Genomic DNA, 17,436 nt, shown 5'->3' with positions numbered 1-17,436 from the left:
ATGAGTTTATCCTTCATCCCCTTCGAGGAAACTTCTTAGTTTTTCTGAGCGTGAAGGATGACGTAGTTTACGTAATGCCTTGGCTTCAATTTGGCGAATACGCTCACGAGTTACGTCAAATTGTTTTCCTACTTCTTCCAGAGTATGGTCGGTATTCATTTCGATACCAAAACGCATACGAAGTACTTTAGCTTCACGTGGTGTCAGCGTTTCCAAAATTTCCAGAGTCGCTTCGCGTAGTCCTTCGGCAGTAGCCATATCAATAGGTGATTCAATGTTGTTGTCTTCAATAAAATCACCTAAGTGTGAGTCATCATCATCGCCAACTGGGGTTTCCATGGAAATCGGTTCTTTAGCAATTTTTAAGACTTTACGAATCTTGTCTTCGCTCAATTCCATTTTTTCGGCAAGTTCTTCTGGAGTTGCTTCACGTCCTGTCTCTTGAAGAATTTGTCGAGAAATTCGATTGAGTTTGTTAATGGTCTCAATCATATGAACCGGTATACGAATAGTCCGTGCTTGATCAGCAATGGAGCGAGTAATTGCTTGCCTAATCCACCAAGTAGCATATGTAGAGAACTTATAGCCGCGGCGGTACTCAAATTTATCTACAGCTTTCATTAAGCCTATATTTCCTTCTTGAATTAAATCAAGGAATTGTAAGCCACGGTTAGTGTATTTTTTTGCTATGGAAATTACTAAGCGTAAATTTGCCTCAACCATTTCTTTTTTGGCACGGCGTGCTTTTGCTTCACCAATAGACATTTTACGATTAATTTCTTTAATTTCAGAAATTGATAAGCCGTATTCTATTTCGAATGCAACTAATCGAGATTGAATGCGTAAAATTTCTTCAGTATTGTCCTGAATACGATTCATATCAAGTTTTTTGCTGTATTTCGCTATAATTGTACTCAACCACTCAAGATCGGTTTCTTGGCCAGGGAAGGTATCTATAAATAACTTCCTTGGAATACGTGCTTTTTCAATGCAAAGACGCATAATACCACGTTCATGTTCTCTGATGTGATTGCGTAATTGACGGAAATGACGGGTTAAGCGATCTACTTGTCTTGATGTGAGCTTAAGCTTTAAGAATGACTCCGACATTATCTCTAATGCTTTAATGGTCTTAGCATGAGTTCTGCCATGTTCTTTTAATGCGACTAGTGCTACCTCGTAAGTTTCACGTAAATCATCAAAATAAATTTTCGCTTGTTCGGGGTTAGGGCCATCGTCAACTTCAGCCATGCCTCCTTCACCATCTTCATCCTCTTCATCATCAGATAAAAGAATTTCCTCTTCTTGTTGCTGATCTTCATCAAGCATAGAGCCAATACTTGAAGCAGGAGCTATTTCATCTTCAACATCAGCAAAGCCGCTAATGATTTCATTAAGACGAATTTCTTGGGCATTGAAACGCTCATAATCATCAAGAACAAGTTGTACTGTTTCTGGATAATGAGCCAAAGACTTCAGTACTTGATAAATGCCTTCTTCAATGCGTTTAGCAATACGGATCTCACCCTCGCGGGTCAATAATTCTACGGTTCCCATTTCGCGCATATACATACGTACAGGGTCTGTAGTTCGACCGGTTTCCTTGTCCACAGAGGCGAGTACCATCGCCGCTTCTTCAATATCAGGTACTTCTTCAGTATTCAGCAGAAGCGCTAATTCATCATCGCTTGGTGGTAGCTCAAACACTTTGATATTCATGCCTTCTAGCATGCTAATAATGACATCAAAATGTTCCGTGTCGACTATATTCGGCAGTAAGTCATTGATTTGACTGTAAGTCAAATAACCCTGCTCTTTTCCTAGGCTAATGACTTTGGTTATCTGTGAGCTTTGCTGTTCTTGATCATTTATGGTCATAGACACTTCTCTAGGGACAATTGGAAAAAATCCTAAAAAAACAATTCAATCCTTAGCATTAAGGCTATTGATTGAGGTTTGATTGTTTTTTTAGGATTACAAAATCTTATAATTATAAACTGGGTAGCAGCAACATACCAGTAATTTTTCATTGCTTTTTTTGGGTTTTCCTAATTTTTTGTAATTAATTAAGTATATAATTGATTCAATCAATTATGTCTTTCTTTTAACATTTCTTGTAATTTCATTTTTTCTGCTTCGTTTAAACCATGCTGGCGTGATTTATTAATGAGCTGGCGTATGAGCAATTCTCGATTTTGTTTTTGCAAAAAGAACATGATATCAATAAATTCTTTGACAAGCTCTAGTTCAGGCACTTGATGATCCCATGCTGCTAATTTATTGATAAAATCAAAATAGGGATGATTTCGCCATGCTTCAATCAACGTTGCTGTATTTGCCTTGGGGTTTGAGGCTAATTGATTTAAGACTTGGAGCAGTATCCCATGTTCTTGGGCATCGAAAAGTTCAAGATTCATTTGTGACATACTTTGTGTATAAATTTCTGGATGCTGTAGTAAAAGAGCTATGGCAATACGCATGGGGGTGCGTGCAATAGTCATCGTCATCATGGGTTCTTGAGAAGGATTTTTAGAATGATCTGTAATAAGTTGATTGAGTCTGTGGGGTTCAATATGCGTCAAGCGTGCAAGATCCTCAATGAGTATTTGCTTGTATGATCCTTCACTCATCTTTTGTAAAAAAGGTTTAGCTAAATTAATGAGTTGCGTTTTTCCGGCTGGTCTGAACAAATTCAGATCTTTTGCCAAACTGTCAAAGAAGAAGCGATTTAGGGGAGTCGCTTGTTTTATTCGATTTAAGAAATTTTCTTTCCCCTCTTTTCTAACAAGACTATCCGGATCGTGGTCATCAGGTAAAAACATAAAACTGACGTCCAAACCTAGATTTAAATGAGGTAAGCTACTTTCCAGTCCACGCCATGCAGCTTGTTTTCCTGCATTATCTCCATCGAAGCAAAAAATTAGAGATTGAGTATGTTTGCTCAGCAACTGAATATGATAGGTGCTCGTTGCTGTACCTAATGTGGCTACTACATTTATAATTTCATGCTGAGCTAGGGCTATGACATCCATATAACCTTCAACAATAATTATATAATCTATTGATTTTTGTTGGCTTAAAATTTGATGTAATCCGTATAATTCTCTACTTTTTTGAAAAATTACAGTTTCTGGGGAGTTGAGGTATTTGGGTTTTTGTTCTGAGTCTAAGACACGTCCGCCAAAACCAATAATACGCCCATGCCGATCATGGATAGGGAACATAATCCGATTACGGTAGCGATCATAAATTTTGCCCTCTTCATTTTTAATAAGCATGCCTGTTGCAATCAGTTCACGTTGATTGCGAGGAAATGCTTTTTCCAAGTGATGCCATCCTTCGGTTGCAAAGCCTAATTGATAAAGTTTAGCGATTTCTCCACTTAAACCTCGATCGCGTAAATAATTAATGGCATATTGTCCTTCATGTTTTAATTTTTTTCGATAATAAAGACTCACTGCTGCCAAGAGTTTATAAAGATCACGAGATGTATTATCTCTTTCAGTTTGTTTTTCTCGAGGGATAGTTAAGCCAATACGTGTAGCAAGGGTTTCAATGGCATCAACAAATCCCTGATTGCAGTAATTCATTACAAAACTAATTGCATTTCCCGATGCGCCACAACCAAAACAATGATAAAACTGTTTTTTGGCAACGACATTAAAAGAGGGGGATTTTTCATTATGAAAAGGACAACATGCAACATGGCTGTTCCCTCTTTTTTTTAAGGGAACATAACTGTCAATAAGTTCAACCAAATCCGTGCGTTGTAGGAGATCATCAATGAATGGCTGAGGGATTAAGCCAGACATGATGCTCCTTAACTTAATTTAGCCTTAATTAATACGCTAACTTGTGCCATATCAGCACGCCCTTGTAAATTTGGTTTTAACAAAGCCATGACTTTACCCATATCCGCCATTTTTGTGGCACCAGTTTCTGCAACGGCATCATTAATCATTTTTTCGATTTCTGCAGCAGATAATGGTTCAGGTAAATAGTTCTTTAAAATATCCAGCTCAAATTGTTCTTGTGCTACTAAATCATCACGATTTGCTTTTTCATATTGTGCTATGGATTCTTTTCGTTGTTTACTCATTTTATCCAAAATCACCAACATGCGCTCATCATCTACTTCAATGCGTTCATCGACTTCAACTTGTTTCACCGCAGCAGTAATTAAACGTAACGTAGCGAGTAATTCTTTCTCTTTGGCTCGCATAGCTTCTTTGATGTCATTATTGAGACGTTCTTTAATAGTCATTTTTAATTCCTTAAAAAAGAAAAAGGTCACATTCAATACAACACTTTAGTCAATCTAGTTGTGACCATGCGCAGTATATGTGACCTTAGTAAAAATACAGGACAGAGAAAAATCCTATTTACGTCGGCGTTTTGAACCTTGTTGTCTTGCAGAAGCGTCACGAGAAATTTTCTTTAAATGACGTTTTACTGCAGCAGCTTGCTTGCGTTTGCGCTCAGCGGTTGGTTTTTCATAAAATTCACGACGGCGTAATTCGGTTAAAATACCGGCCTTTTCACAAGAGCGCTTAAATCGGCGCAATGCATATTCTGGGTTTTCGCCTTCTTTGACGCGAACGGTAGGCATTAAACTGGTCCTCTGGTTATTTGACTTATTAGGTGGGCAATTCTAGTGCTAGTTGAAGCACTCGTCAAGTTTTAAATAGATAAATTTATTAATGCTTAGTCTATCTAAGATATCTATATAATCACGAAGGCCATTTTTTAATCCTCAAAGAGAGATAGAAGTCTTCTTACCGAATTAATGTGTTATAATGGTAAGTTTGATTTAATCTTCATCTTTGGATTAGGTTTTTTATGTTCGTTTTAGGCATTGAGTCTTCTTGTGATGAAACTGGTGTAGCTCTATATGATTCAAATACTGGTTTGTTAGCCCATGCTTTGCATTCACAAATTGAAACACATCGAGTGTATGGAGGAGTGGTACCTGAACTTGCTTCACGTGATCATATCAACTATTTGATTCCCTTAGTCGATGAAGTTCTTCAACGAGCTGGACTTGATAAAAACTCTTTAGATGGGATTGCTTATACAGCGGGCCCTGGTTTAATTGGTGCTTTACTGGTGGGCTCTTGCTTTGCAAAAAGTTTAGCCTATGCTTTACAGATTCCTGCATTAGGCATTCATCATTTGGAAGCACACGTATTGGCTGCAAAAATGGAAACACCCTCTCTTGGATTTCCTTTTATTGCTCTTTTAGTATCAGGTGGTCATTGTCAATTAATTGAAGTCAACGATTTAGGCGTATATCGGTTACTTGGGGATACAATGGATGACGCTGTAGGCGAAGCGTTTGATAAAACTGCCAAACTTATGGGCATTCCTTATCCAGGAGGACCAGTATTGGCGGCACTTGCAGATCAGTGTGAGTCAACTCCTTATCGTTTTCCACGACCTATGACAGACAGACCAGGACTTGATTTTAGTTTTAGTGGTTTAAAAACATATGCATTAAATACATGGAATCAAAGTACAAAAGATGAGCGTGCGCGATCGGAAATTGCTAAAGCATTTCAACACGCTGTTATCGATACTTTAATGATTAAATGTAAAAGAGCACTTCAAGAGTCTTCGTACAAGCAATTAGTGGTTGCAGGTGGTGTAGGAGCGAATAAGTCATTACGCACGGGCTTACAGCAATGGATGCAAAGTATTGGTGGAACAATTTATTTTCCTGCTTTGGAATATTGTACCGATAATGGAGCAATGATTGCTTATGCAGGATGCTTACGGATGTTAAGAGGAGAAAGGGACTTAAACTCTGGAATAGAAGTTAGGGCAAGATGGCCATTGGCATGATCAAAATTTCTTACCCTATCACTATAACTATTCTTCTTTTTCTTTCTTTATCTTAGGTTTTGATGGAGCAGATTTTTTTGTTGTTCTTGTTTTCTTTTCGGATGTATCTGCTGGTTTATTCTTTGCTTTAAGCGCTGTTTCTGCTTTAGTTGTTTTAGGTTTTTCGATTATTGTTTCTGTAATTGTTACAGTTTCTATTTCAATTTCTATTTCTGGGGGTGAGGGAGGAGTAGCTTGTTGTTTCCTATGATGATGTACTGGCTTATGTTCTTCCTCCATGATTTCTTCAATAACATTTTGTTTTAGCCTGATTTTAGATTCTGTTCCATCAATTAAACGAGTAATATTATCTTTGTGTTTATAAAGGATGAGTAAAGCGATAGCAAAGATGGGTAGAAAAACGTTCAGGTGTTGGATAAGTAATAGCGAATAAAAAGGCGCTAAACCAATAGATGTTATCGATGCTAATGAAGAGTAACGAGAAAATTTAGCTACTAATAGCCAGGTTGCAGCAACAAAAACACCAACAAGAAAATGCAAACCTAATAATGCACCTATAGCGGTAGCAACTCCCTTGCCTCCTTTAAATTCAAAAAAAACGGGGTACATATGTCCAACCACTGCTGCTAAAGCAGTAAAACTTACTGTTACTGGATCGGCATCTAACATTTTAGCGATTAGAACTGGAATAGTCCCTTTGAGAAGATCTGCTGCCATCACTAATGCGGCATATTGTTTACCCGCCAGTCGTAATACATTAGTCGCGCCAGGATTTTTTGAGCCTTCCGTGCGTGGATCGGGAAGAGAACACGCTTTGCAGATAATGACTGCAGAGCAAATAGACCCCATTAAATAGCCAAGAACTACCAAAAATATAGGTAATATCACTGCTTGCTCCTTTTTCGGAAAGTATTTTAATTATTGATTAATCTTTATTTACACGCAAGTGGCTTTACTTTATAACTTTAAAACATGCTCATTATTTATCAAAGCTATAAGTATAATGCTTGCAGATCATTGGTATAACGTCGTCCTAAAGGAGTGACTTGCCAGTGTGTTTCTGTCAAAGTAATTAATTTTTTCTTCTCAGCCATTTCAAGTTTGGGGAGTAGCTCTGTGAGTGCTAGTCCTGTGGTTTGTGAAAATAGAGCTAAGGGGATGGTTTGTTCAAGACGTGTTGTATTGAGCATAAATTCAAAAAGAAGCTCCTTTGTATTTACGGTTTCTATGTGTGCTAAAAACTGTTTTTGAGGGTCTAAATATTCTTTGGGTTGGCGGTGTTTCCTTGTTCTTAAAACTCCATTTTTAGTAGTGATCTTTCCATGAGCTCCTGCACCTATACCTAAGTAATCACCAAATAACCAATAATTTAAATTATGGCGAGACCGATGATTCGTTTGAGCAAAAGCAGAAATCTCATAACGTTCAAAACCCGCTGTTTTGAGTAATGCTAATCCTTCTTCTTCCAGGAGAAAAGTTTCATCTTCCGAAGGTAATGTAGGTTTTGTTTTATAAAATAGGGTGTTTGGTTCTAAAGTTAATTGATACCAAGACAAATGCTCTGGTTGGTGGGTTAATGCAGAACGTAAATCCTCTATGCCTTGGATAACGCTTTGTTGTGGTAAGCCGTGCATAATATCTAAATTTAGGTTAGTAAATCCGGCATTTCGTGCTGATTCAATGGCTCGGTGTGCTTGCTGACCGTCATGAATGCGGCCTAATGCACGCAAATGTGCATGATTAAAGCTTTGAATGCCTAAGGAAAGACGATTAATGCCTAATTGTCGGTACTCTCTAAAACGTTGTTGCTCCACAGTGCCGGGATTAGCTTCCATAGTGATCTCTATGTCTTGGGCAAAGGACAAAAGGCACTTGAGTTCGGTAAATAAAGTTTCATAGGCTTGCGCGGAGAGTAAGCTAGGAGTACCGCCTCCAATAAAAATAGAGCAAATGTCCCGGATTTCAAAACGCTGTAAATCAGCCTTTAGGTCTGCAATAAGTGCTTGAATATAACTTTGTTCCGGCAGAGTATCGGGGCTTTTATGTGAATTAAAATCACAGTAAGGGCATTTACGAATGCACCATGGAATATGAATGTACAGCGATAAAGGGATCATTATTCTTTTGGGCTGGCTTGTTTGATCATGCAATAGTATACTTCGCTCCGCTACAATTTGAAGTTTTTATCTAAAATGCTATTTGCGAAAAACTTCAAATTGTAGCGGAGCGAAGTATATCATATCGTACGCTTTATCACAAAAATTATAATTATTCATTTTACTTTTTCTATAAATAGAATAAGAATTTGAGATGTTATACCTAATAAAAAAAGGAAATCACATGGCGAATAAACGAGTAAGAGTAGCTGTTACTGGAGCAGCAGGGCAAATTGGTTATGCTTTATTATTTCGAATTGCTTCTGGGCAAATGTTTGGTACAAATACAGAAGTCGAATTGAATTTACTTGAGCTTGAAGCTGCTCTTCCCGCTTTGGAAGGGGTTGCTATGGAACTTGATGATTGTGCTTTCCCCTTATTAAAGCGAGTGGTTTGTACTGCAGATATGAATAAAGCGATGGATGGGGTAAATTGGGCTTTATTAGTAGGTTCTGTTCCCCGTAAACAAGGAATGGAACGTTCTGATTTATTGCAAATTAATGGTGGGATATTTACCAAACAAGGTCAGGCAATTAATGAGCATGCAAGTGATGATGTACGTGTGTTTGTAGTAGGTAATCCCTGCAATACAAACTGCTTGATTGCTATGCACCATGCTAAAGATGTACCCAATGATCGTTTTTATGCAATGACTACTTTGGATGAATTAAGATCGCGTACTCAATTAGCTAAAAAAGCCGGTGTTGATATTACTGCTGTGACTCAAATGACCATTTGGGGTAACCACTCTTCTACTCAATACCCTGATTTTTATAATGCAAAAATCAATGGTGTTTCTGCGGCACAAGTTATTGATGACACTTGGTTGAAGGATACTTTTGTTTCTACAGTACAGCAGCGAGGTGCTGCGGTAATTAAAGCGCGTGGTTCTTCTTCTGCTGCTTCTGCGGCAAATGCTATTATTACTGGTGTGAATCATTTAGTTAATGATACTCCAGCAGGAGAATCATTTTCTATGTGCCGTAGGTCGCAAGGTGAGTATGGTGTTGATGAAGGATTGATTTTTTCATTCCCTTGTCGTCGTGAGCAAAGCCAATTAACAGTTGTTGAAGGCTTAAGCTTTAATGATTATGGCCGTGACATGTTTAACAAAACCTTAGATGAGTTAAGACAAGAACGTGATACCGTTAAATCTTTAGGTTTATTGGATTAGAAATTATTTCTAATTCGGGTATTGTATGAAAGTGAAGCTTAAATTAAATGAGGTTCTCTGACTCTTATTTTCTATATCCTGTGATTTGTTCACGGGATATAGAGTTTTCTCAAGATTATCAGCCTCTGTGGATGTGTGGGCATAGAGTTGGATTTATAATTTAGGCTTTAAATGATCCTCTTCGGCTGTGAGTATTGGTGGTTGCTGGCGATTTTTGTATTCATCTGTTTGATAGATACGAAAAAATTCCGAACCTTCCAAAATTGATTTGGCTTCCGCATTACGCAAAAGAGTCGAAATAGAGCGCCCGTTAGATAATATTTCATTGATTTTATCCACTAATTGCTCTACTTGCATGAATGTGTTTGGGCATTCTTGTAGCAAATTAGGTAAGTACTTGATTATTGCGCTAGCTATCTGTTCATCAGTTAAGTAAAGGATGAGACGCGTATTAGCAATTTTAATGAAATCACTTTCTGATTTCATAATCAAACGGGATAAAAACCCTGGATCTTTTTCTAAATGTGCTCTTAATTTTTGACTAAAGCCAAGATGCTCTCTATGTGCAATTAAGATAAGAGTTTGTTCACTTGATGCAAATTGGGTGAATACTTTTCCTGATTGGATATTTAGCCAAGGGATAAGTTCAGCATCTTGCTGCTTAACAGCTAGGGCATTAAAGGGAAATCTTGATGAAGTCTTAGAGTGAGGCAAAAATTTATCCCAATTAACTCGGGGCATTTGATGTGCTGCCGCCATTAAATCAAGCGAAGTTTTTACAGCTTCGAAATTAACTCTTAGTTTCTCAAAGTGAGGCAATGCTGCTCCTATTGCTTTTACCAAATGAATAAACGTTACTTTTTGCCCCATGTTGTAATTGACGCAGGCTTCTTTTAAATGCTGGATTTCAGGATAAGTATATTTACCGTTTCTCGTTGGTACGGAATGAAATGCGGACTCTAATGCTGTTTTAAGCGCAGAAAAAGGGTCATCCATCAAATTATCCTCTGTAGGCCCTTATTTAAAAGTAGTTTATAAAAACGCAAATGCCAAGATTTTTTGCAAATTGACTGCGATTAGTCTTCATGTTTCAAAAAAAATCCTTTTTAAAGCGATTCTAACGCGCAAGAGGAATGCTCTTTTTTCTTGTTGAATATGATCCTGTCAATGTGTTATGAATAAACGCCCTGAGAATTTTGCTGATAACGGTATGATGATGCTTGCCCTAACAAAGTAGGATGCGTTGATTGATATGGAAGGAGCAGGGGCAGTTCGATATAAACATGATGTATTTTTATTGTCGAGTTCACATTAATGAAGTAAGGACAAAAGTATCTATAAGGACATTGGTTATGAATAAGCTGTTTGTCGATCCAGATATCGAAAAAGCATCTACTTTACCCGCACATTTTTATACTTCTTTAGATTGGTATGAGCAAGTAAAAGAAAAAATATTTGCAAAAACATGGCAGTTTTGTTTCAGTACTGAAAGCTTACGTTTGAATAAACAACTTGTTCCTTTTACTTTATTACCAGGACTACTCGATGAGCCTTTATTATTCGTTCGTGATGAACAGAATAAACTGCATTGCCTAAGTAATGTTTGTACCCATAGAGGTAATCTTCTTATTGATGCTCCTTGCTCAGCAGAAAAAATAAAATGTTCTTATCATGGTCGAAGATTTAATCTTTGTGGTGAATTTTTGCACATGCCTGGATTTGAGAAAACGTGTAATTTTCCATCAACAAAAGATAGTTTAGCGCAGATTTCATTTGATTGTTTTGAGCCATTTCTTTTTGCTTCTTTAGCCCCGAAAGTGTCTTTTAGTGAAGTTTTTAGTGATATTAAAGAGCGTCTTTTCTGGTTACCTATGGAAAAAATGCGTCTTGATAGTAATTGCTCGCGCGATTATCTCGTCAAAGCTCATTGGGCATTATACTGTGAAAATTATCTTGAGGCACTGCATATCCCATTTGTGCATCATTCATTGAGACAAGTGATTGATTGCTCCACTTATACAACAGAACTTTATCGTTATTGTAATTTACAATTGGCTTTAGCGAGCCACGGTGAGGAACATTTTATTTTGCCAAAAGACTCACCAGACTATGGAAAACAAGTAGCTGCTTATTACTACTGGATTTTTCCTAATACAATGCTTAATTTTTATCCTTGGGGATGTTCAGTAAATGTAGTAAAACCATTAGGACCTGAATTGACTAAAGTATCGTTTTTAACTTATGTCCTGGATGAGACTAAATTAGGTAAAGGTGCAGGTGGTGATTTGGATAAGGTTGAGCGTGAGGATGAGGCTGTGGTTGAATCAGTTCAAAAAGGAATTCGTTCACGCTTTTATGATTCAGGGCGATTTTCAGCCACAAAAGAACAGGGAACTCATCATTTCCAACGATTACTCTGTGAGTTTCTGAATGATTGATAAGTATTAACTTTTTTATTATTCCCTTTTTCTTTTCAAAGATTGAATAATGGATGATTTTACCCAAGAGCCTTTACTGCAACAAAAACTCAATGTTTGTATATTAAGTATGTTGGTGAAATGGCTCATTTATACCAACGTTATTCTAAATTCTGCTAAAATAAGTACATTTATTTTGTACGGATGTAAATGATGCAGTCTTTCAAAGTGGTTTTTGTTGTTATTATTGCAATTATCTTGTGGGCTTCAGCATTTATTGGAATACGAATAGGATTAGCAGATTATTCGCCAGGAGCACTTGCACTATTGCGATTTATGATCGCATCACTTTGTCTTTTAATTATTTACTATAGCTTAGGCATAAAAAAACGAGTTGCATGGAAAGATCGTATCCAGTTGCTTATTGCAGGAATGGCTGGAATAGGCATTTATAATATTTGTTTAAATTATGGTGAACTTAGTGTTTCTGCGGGGATAGCCAGCTTTGTGATTGGTTTTATGCCTGTGATGACCGTGGTTTTATCGCTTATCTTTTTGCAAGAAAAACTAAACCGTAGTGTTTGGTATGGTATCTTAATTAGTATATTAGGTCTGGTGCTATTAATGGTTGGCGAACAGTCAGTTCCAGGAATGCAACAAGGCGTTTTAGCGATTTTAATTTCTGCTTTAATGGGCGCTATTTTAACAATTGTGCAAAAGCAATTTGTACGTGTTTATCATCCAGTTGCGATTATTGCTTGGGTAATGTGGGGTGGGACTTTATTGTTGGTTATTTTTCTACCTGATTTACTGCTGCAAATCAAGATTGCCAATATTCAGACTACCATAGCAGTTGTTTATATGGGAATTTTCCCCGCAGCCATTGCTTATCTGGCTTGGGGATATGCATTGAAATATTTATCCGCTTCCAAAGCTTCTATTACTTTATATGCACTTCCTATTGTATCTACTTTAATGGGATTTTTATTATTACATGAACAACCTTCACTTCTTTCTTTGATTGGATGCAGTATTACTTTATTTGGTGCTTTTATTGCTAGCCGTTCTCAAGCAGGGCCTTCTATAACTTACAAGACACCTCTCAAAATAGAATAGTTTTCTTTATAACTTTAAAGTTGTTAATTAATTCTCTGTAAAAAGCTTCAAACAGGGTTTATACTTTTTATTTTGAAGTTTTTGGCGAAATGCTCATGGAATTGAGAATTGATAACACTCCGTTTAAAGCCTTATTTCAGTCTTTGGATTTAGGTTTTACTCAATTAAAAAATCGTTTATTAATGGGATCGATGCATACTGGTCTTGAAGAAGATAAGGACAGTTTAAATCGGTTAGCCCAATTTTACAGAGAAAGAGCTCTTGGCGGTGTAGGATTAATTACCACTGGTGGTTTTGCACCAGATCGAGCAGGGCGTTTGGCTCCTTTTTCTGCTAAATTGACAAACAGCAAAGAACAACAACGGCATGAATTAATCACTCATACAGTGCATGAGGCAGGAGGCAAAATTATTCTGCAGGCCTTACATGCTGGACGTTATGGTTTTCATCCTTTTATTGTTGCTCCTAGCGGAATCAAATCACCGATTAGCCCATTTAAACCCTGGGTAATGAGTAAATATCGAATTAAAAAAACCATCAAACATTTTGCCCGTTGTGCCCGACTTGCTCAATTGGCTGGTTATGATGGGATTGAAATTATGGGTAGTGAAGGCTATTTAATCAATCAGTTCATTGTTACTCATACCAACCAACGTCAAGATGAATGGGGTGGTAGTTATAGTAATCGTATTCGTTTTCCTATTGAAATAGTACGGGGAGTACGCGAAGCAGTGGGTGAGAAATTTATTATAATTTTTCGTTTGTCCATGCTTGATTTAATTGCTAACGGTAGTAATTGGGAAGAAATTGTGATTCTTGCTAAAGCCATAGAAGAGGCTGGTGCAACTTTAATTAATACGGGTATTGGCTGGCATGAGGCACGGATTCCGACTATTGCAACTATGGTTCCTGAAGCTGCATTTACTCATTTAACCCAGCATTTAAAACCAGAAGTGAAAATACCTGTGATTACTTCTAATCGTATTAATACCCCGGAATTAGCCAATCAATTAATTGAGTCAGGCGTTGCTGATATGATCTCTATGGCCAGACCTTTTTTGGCAGATCCTTTATTTGCGGAAAAAGCCAAAAAAGGTGAAAGTGAAGCAATCAATGTATGCATCGCATGCAATCAGGCTTGCCTTGATCGCGTTTTCGTGAACAAAACTGCCTCTTGCTTGGTGAATCCTCGAGCATGTAATGAAACTGAATTGGTTTATGAGGTTACTGCAGAACCCAAATCAGTTGCTGTAGTAGGTTCTGGTCCTGCAGGGTTGGCTTTTGCCGCGGTTGCTGCTGAACGTGGGCATAAGGTAACTTTATTTGAAAAGAATGCGCAACTAGGTGGACAATTTAATTTAGCAAAAAAAATCCCAGGCAAAGAAATTTTTCAACACACACTGGATTATTTTACTTATCAATTACAGAAATTTGAGGTAACAATTCACTTAAATACAGAAGCAACAGTGGAGCATTTGCTGGATTTTGATGAAGTAGTTTTGGCGAGTGGCATTAAGCCGCGAATTCCAGAAATTCCAGGCATCGATCATCCCAGCGTCGCCAGTTATATTGATGTAATTACTGGAAAAAAGGAAGCAGGTAAGCGAGTTGCAATCATTGGCGCGGGCGGGATTGGTTTTGATGTAGCTGAATTTTTAACTCATGAACATCAGGCTTCTAAAGAACAGTTTTATAATGAATGGGGTATTGATGTATATGGCAAATATCGAGGTGGGATTAAGCCTCCTGAAAGTACGCCCAGCCCACGTGAAGTTTATTTATTACAGCGCAAAAATGAAAAAATGGGTAAACGCTTGGGAAAAACAACCGGTTGGATTCATCGCGCAAGTCTAAAACACAAGCATGTTAAAATGATTTCTGGGGTGAGTTATGATGCTATTGATGATCAAGGGTTACACATACGCATTGATGAAACCTCCCAAGTTATAGCGGTTGATACAGTGGTGATCTGTGCCGGACAAGTCGAGTTAATGGAACTGTTTACCCCGTTAAAAGAGGCAAAAAAAATTGTCCATTTAGTAGGCGGAGCGTATAAAGCATTGGAGTTGGATGCACGCCATGCTATTGATCAAGCGTGTCGTTTAGCTGCTCTGATTTGAGGTAATTGGTTAATCCTAATCAAAGAACAGGTTTGTTATGGATTCATAACTGTCTGTAAAAAAAGAGGAGTGGCTAAGATTTTTATAGCGGAAAATCTTAGCCACTCTTTTGCTTTATAAAGATTCTATTTTATTTACTAAACTCATCAAATGCTTCTAAAGCTTCTGCTGCGTACATTAGAGATGGTCCACCTCCCATGTAAACAGCCATTCCCAAGGTTTCTAAAAGTTCTTCGCGAGTAGCTTGTAGTTTTATTAAAGTTTGAGAGTGGAAGCCAATGCAACCGGGACATTGTTTTGCAACAGCTAAAGCCATAGCAATTAATTCTTTAGTTTTTTTATCTAAAGCACCATCTTTAGTTGCAGCTTGAGCTAGGGCTGAAAATCCAGACATTACTTCTGGCATTTCTTTGCGCATTTTAGCTAATTGAGTGCTGATATCTTTAGTAATATGAGTAAATTTATCTGACATTTGAAAGAGCTCCTTTTTTAATTACTCATTCTTATGGGGTAACATAACAACATAGTAAGGTTAAGTAATTATTTTAATGTAAGGCCAAATAGGCGCTCCTAATTTAACTCATTACTTAATTTAGAAAAAGATCTCAGATAACCGTTCTATAAAAAACAATGAGTTTTTTTCTAGAAGGAGACAGCTCGATTTAATGTTTCTTTTGCTACCGTTAAACGTCGTTCGACTTCTCCTAATTCAGCTTTTAAATTCAAAAGTGAATTAGAGTCTTGTCGATGCTGTAATTGTGCTAAACTTTTTATCATTGCTTGCTGTTGGGTCGATAAAGCTTTGATTTCTATTTCAAGATCATTTATCCATTGTTGCCGGGTACCTAACATTTTGATGCCAAAATAATTTTTTCCCTCGGGCTCCTTTTTTCGATGATGTATTTGGCATAAGACCACTAACACATTGATCTTTTGACGAATACATTCCGCTAAGTAAAAGGCACTACGTTTGTTCGTTTGTTTGGATAATGCATGTATGTCTGCTTTAATTTCAGCAATAAACATTGCAGCAGTTGACTCTGAAGTAGTACGAAATAATCCTCTAGGTAAGCGATGACTTAAAAAAGGCATGCCTAAACTATTTATTTTCCATTCTAACTCAGGGAGTCGATCAATTAATTGATTGAGCAACTCATCGGGTTCAAGTAACATAGCAATAAAGACCCTGCTTAATCCAAAATGGGCTCCATTTCTGTTGTTTTCCCTTGTATCCATGAACTTATAAAGGGTGGCGAACACATTAAAATTAACCCCCCAATTAGAGTCAATTCATAACGGACTAAACTACCTACATTAATACCCTCTGGTGGAATAAAACTTACTCCTAAAGTAGCGCATACACCAATAATACCTATGCCTGCTACAAATAGCATTCCGGCTAATCCACCAGGAATTTTAAAGGGTCGATGATGCTCAGGTTCTGACAGACGTAATTTAATTGCAGCTATAAACATAATAAAATACATTAGCATGTACAATTGAGCCGCCAATGCTGTTAATAGCCAATAAGATCCATTCACACTAGGCATAAACAAAAATAATCCTGAGAGCACAGTAACAATGGTGGCTTGAGTATATAACATAACTGCGGGAGCTCCCTTTGCATTAGTACGTTGGAAATAATCAGGTAAGTTTCCATCCTCGGCAGCAACTAATAATCCTTTCGTAGGTGCAATAATCCAGTTGCTTACTCCCCCAAGTCCTCCTAAAACTAACATGACTGCCACTACGGGCATCATCCAAGACATATGATAACTTGAAAAAAATGCTTCAAATGCCTGCATAATTCCTGCTACTAAGTTAATGTCTTTTCCAGGTAAAACAATTGCAATAGCTAAAGAGCCAAGAATTAAGGTACTCAAAATAATTCCTACTGAATAAATTAAAACTTTGGGAAAAGCATGTTGCGGATTTTTTACATCATTCGCATGAACCGTAGCGATTTCTATACCGCAGAAGGACATAATAATTGCGGTAAGAGATACCCACATGGATTTATCTTCTAAGTGTGGCACAATACTTGGAATATCAAATTGAATCTGTAACGGATTGCCTTGAGTCATCCAAACTAAGCCTAGACCAATAATTAATGACATAGGCAATAATAAACCAGCAAGAGAACATAAATTACTAAACATGGCAGAAGATTTCATACCTCGTAGATTTAGTATCGTAGTACCCCAAAATGAACTGACAATGACAGCCCATAGAAAATAAGGATTACTCGTCAATGCTGGATTAATTAAATAGCCAATAGTTCCTGCAACAAAAGATAGGATTGTTGGATACCAAATGACATTTTCTATCCATTGTAACCAAATGGCTAAAAAGCCCATTTTTTTTCCAAATGCTTGTTTGACCCAAATATAAATTCCTCCCTGTTTTGCCCATCCTGAGGCTAATTCAGCTGAAACTAAGGCAGTAGGAATTAGAAAAAATAATGCGCCTAGAAAAAAATAAAAGATTAATTGACTACCAAATAAGGCTGTTGCAGGTAAATTACGTATGCTATCTACAGATCCAACTGTAATCATAGTCAAACTGAAAATTGTTAGTGAATGTTTTTTCTCAATCATCGCAGTCCTTCAGTG

15 protein-coding genes are annotated in these 17,436 nt (G+C 37.3%); 5 read left to right on the top strand and 10 right to left on the bottom strand.

What is annotated here, in order from left to right; genetic code table 11:
- Positions 1-6: 6 nt before the first annotated feature.
- The 4 genes from rpoD to rpsU form a co-directional block, all read right to left on the bottom strand.
- Positions 7-1,878 carry an RNA polymerase sigma factor RpoD gene (gene rpoD, locus Lsan_RS19310; RefSeq protein ID WP_058515734.1) on the bottom strand — a complete coding sequence of 624 codons (1,872 nt, stop codon included), beginning with the start codon at positions 1,876-1,878 and terminating at the stop codon, positions 7-9.
- A 209-nt stretch (positions 1,879-2,087) separates the two neighbouring features.
- Positions 2,088-3,812 carry a DNA primase gene (gene dnaG, locus Lsan_RS19305; RefSeq protein ID WP_058515733.1) on the bottom strand — a complete coding sequence of 575 codons (1,725 nt, stop codon included), beginning with the start codon at positions 3,810-3,812 and terminating at the stop codon, positions 2,088-2,090.
- Positions 3,813-3,820: 8 nt separating this feature from the next.
- Positions 3,821-4,264 (bottom strand): GatB/YqeY domain-containing protein, encoded by a 444-nt coding sequence (locus Lsan_RS19300; protein WP_058515732.1) that lies wholly within the window; start codon positions 4,262-4,264, stop codon positions 3,821-3,823.
- 114 nt (positions 4,265-4,378) lie between these two features.
- On the bottom strand, positions 4,379-4,609 hold the full coding sequence (rpsU, locus tag Lsan_RS19295; protein ID WP_003634990.1) for a 30S ribosomal protein S21: 231 nt from the start codon (positions 4,607-4,609) through the stop codon (positions 4,379-4,381).
- A 230-nt stretch (positions 4,610-4,839) separates the two neighbouring features.
- On the opposite strand from rpsU, the gene tsaD reads away from it, so the two are divergent.
- Positions 4,840-5,841, top strand: a complete 1,002-nt coding sequence (gene tsaD, locus Lsan_RS19290; RefSeq protein WP_058515731.1) for a tRNA (adenosine(37)-N6)-threonylcarbamoyltransferase complex transferase subunit TsaD — start codon at positions 4,840-4,842, stop codon at positions 5,839-5,841.
- A 27-nt stretch (positions 5,842-5,868) separates the two neighbouring features.
- Here tsaD and plsY read toward each other — a convergent pair whose 3' ends face one another.
- Together plsY and hemW are read right to left on the bottom strand one after the other, a co-directional pair.
- Positions 5,869-6,729 (bottom strand): glycerol-3-phosphate 1-O-acyltransferase PlsY, encoded by an 861-nt coding sequence (gene plsY / locus Lsan_RS19285; protein WP_058515730.1) that lies wholly within the window; start codon positions 6,727-6,729, stop codon positions 5,869-5,871.
- 104 nt (positions 6,730-6,833) lie between these two features.
- Positions 6,834-7,958 carry a radical SAM family heme chaperone HemW gene (gene hemW / locus Lsan_RS19280; protein ID WP_058515729.1) on the bottom strand — a complete coding sequence of 375 codons (1,125 nt, stop codon included), beginning with the start codon at positions 7,956-7,958 and terminating at the stop codon, positions 6,834-6,836.
- A 223-nt stretch (positions 7,959-8,181) separates the two neighbouring features.
- Here hemW and Lsan_RS19275 point away from each other — a divergent pair, with 223 nt between their 5' ends.
- Positions 8,182-9,171, top strand: coding sequence for a malate dehydrogenase (locus tag Lsan_RS19275; RefSeq protein WP_058515728.1), 990 nt, complete (start codon positions 8,182-8,184; stop codon positions 9,169-9,171).
- A gap of 153 nt (positions 9,172-9,324) precedes the next feature.
- Here Lsan_RS19275 and Lsan_RS19270 read toward each other — a convergent pair whose 3' ends face one another.
- Positions 9,325-10,167, bottom strand: a complete 843-nt coding sequence (locus Lsan_RS19270) for a hypothetical protein (RefSeq protein WP_058515727.1) — start codon at positions 10,165-10,167, stop codon at positions 9,325-9,327.
- A 356-nt stretch (positions 10,168-10,523) separates the two neighbouring features.
- Here Lsan_RS19270 and Lsan_RS19265 point away from each other — a divergent pair, with 356 nt between their 5' ends.
- From Lsan_RS19265 to Lsan_RS19255, 3 genes are all read left to right on the top strand, one after another.
- Positions 10,524-11,609, top strand: coding sequence for an SRPBCC family protein (locus Lsan_RS19265; protein ID WP_058515726.1), 1,086 nt, complete (start codon positions 10,524-10,526; stop codon positions 11,607-11,609).
- A 189-nt stretch (positions 11,610-11,798) separates the two neighbouring features.
- Positions 11,799-12,704, top strand: coding sequence for a DMT family transporter (locus tag Lsan_RS19260; protein WP_237762216.1), 906 nt, complete (start codon positions 11,799-11,801; stop codon positions 12,702-12,704).
- A 95-nt stretch (positions 12,705-12,799) separates the two neighbouring features.
- On the top strand, positions 12,800-14,824 hold the full coding sequence (locus tag Lsan_RS19255) for an NADPH-dependent 2,4-dienoyl-CoA reductase (protein WP_058515724.1): 2,025 nt from the start codon (positions 12,800-12,802) through the stop codon (positions 14,822-14,824).
- A gap of 130 nt (positions 14,825-14,954) precedes the next feature.
- Here Lsan_RS19255 and Lsan_RS19250 read toward each other — a convergent pair whose 3' ends face one another.
- The 3 genes from Lsan_RS19250 to Lsan_RS19240 all read right to left on the bottom strand — a co-directional run bounded on the left by Lsan_RS19250 (position 14,955) and on the right by Lsan_RS19240 (position 17,421).
- Positions 14,955-15,296: a carboxymuconolactone decarboxylase family protein gene (locus tag Lsan_RS19250; RefSeq protein ID WP_058515723.1), complete on the bottom strand. Its 342-nt coding sequence runs from the start codon at positions 15,294-15,296 to the stop codon at positions 14,955-14,957.
- A 170-nt stretch (positions 15,297-15,466) separates the two neighbouring features.
- Positions 15,467-15,997: a hypothetical protein gene (locus Lsan_RS19245; protein WP_058515722.1), complete on the bottom strand. Its 531-nt coding sequence runs from the start codon at positions 15,995-15,997 to the stop codon at positions 15,467-15,469.
- A 17-nt stretch (positions 15,998-16,014) separates the two neighbouring features.
- Positions 16,015-17,421, bottom strand: a complete 1,407-nt coding sequence (locus Lsan_RS19240) for an APC family permease (protein WP_058515721.1) — start codon at positions 17,419-17,421, stop codon at positions 16,015-16,017.
- Positions 17,422-17,436 lie beyond the last annotated feature (15 nt).

The organism is Legionella santicrucis, assembly GCF_001468135.1.
GTDB classification, from domain to species: domain Bacteria; phylum Pseudomonadota; class Gammaproteobacteria; order Legionellales; family Legionellaceae; genus Legionella; species Legionella santicrucis.
The sequence above is the reverse complement of the archived record's forward strand: the minus strand, read 5'-3'. Positions and strand labels throughout refer to the sequence as shown.